This is a genomic window from uncultured Sulfitobacter sp. (genome assembly GCF_947499945.1).
Lineage (GTDB): Bacteria > Pseudomonadota > Alphaproteobacteria > Rhodobacterales > Rhodobacteraceae > Sulfitobacter.
On record NZ_CANMQD010000018.1, the window covers coordinates 1 to 1151 of the forward strand.

Here is a 1151-nt window from a genome sequence, read left to right on the forward strand (position 1 = left end):
CCCAAGCTCGCGATCAGACCGGCCAGTGTCACGGCATCCTCGATAGAGGTATTGGCACCTTGCCCGTGGTGCGGCACCATAGCATGTGCCCCGTCGCCGATCAGCACAGCACGGCCCTTGTGCCAGTGGCGCAGCGGCTTGGTAATGAAGAGGCCCCAACGGGCAAAATGGTGCGACTGGCCGACCATTTCCGTCACCGCTTCGTCCCAGCCCTGAAACGGTTTTAGGTGGTCGTCGCGCGTCGCCTCGATCACCCAGCGAGCAGGGTCGGGCCATGTGTCAGGTCCTTCGGTCACCGCGAAGTAATTGACATCTTCGCCGTTCGGTCCAATGGCGTAATGCAGCAGATGTGCGTCCGGACCCATCCAGAATTGGATAGCTTCAGGATCTGGCAGATGTGGTAGATCCTTCGTTGGAACGATACCGCGAAATGCCGATGTTCCTGAATAGCGGATTGCGCCCGGCCCCGCGACATGGTCGCGCACGCGGCTTTTGATGCCGTCGGCACCGATGACCAGATCGACGACGGTGCTATCCTCACCATCGAAGTCAAGCCGGATGCCCTGATCGGTCTCGGTCAGACCGTTGAGGCGGTGGCCCAAGCGAAAGACGTTACTTTGCAATTTCGCTCGCATCACCTTCTGCAGATCTGCGCGGTGGACGCCGAAGTAAGGCGCACCATACGCTTCTCGATAGGAGCCGTCTTTTCGCACAGGATGGGCAGCAACACGGGTCTGGTCCTGCCAGCCGCGCCAGATCAGTTCGGTGGGTTCGCATGAAGCGGCCTCCAGTCCCGGCAGACAGCCGAAACGCGCCAATTCCCGCGACCCGTTGGCAGAAAGTGCGATAGCGGCGCCAATTTCGGTCAAAGCCGAGGCCTGTTCGTAGATCGTGAAGGGGACACCTGCCCGTTGGAGGGCAAGCCCGCAAGCAAGTCCGCCGATTCCGGCGCCGATGATGGCAATGCGCGGTTCAGTCATGATAATTTCCTTGTTTCAATTACCAGGCCAGCGGCGCGGCTTCTACATTCTCGCTCAGGGTGGCAGATACCGGATGCGCAATCCAATACCCGTTCGGTCTGAAATGATACCCGCCACGCGGCGGACCTGTTGCGAGTTTTCGAGGAAGGCTTGACGGAGGTGAGCCCTGCG

At 60.2% G+C, this 1151-nt stretch carries 1 protein-coding gene; it reads right to left on the reverse strand.

The window, feature by feature from the left end; translation table 11 throughout:
* On the reverse strand, positions 1 to 980 hold a 980-nt coding region (locus tag Q0775_RS19905; RefSeq protein ID WP_298865384.1), incomplete at its 3' end, for an FAD-dependent monooxygenase.
* Positions 981 to 1151 lie beyond the last annotated feature (171 nt).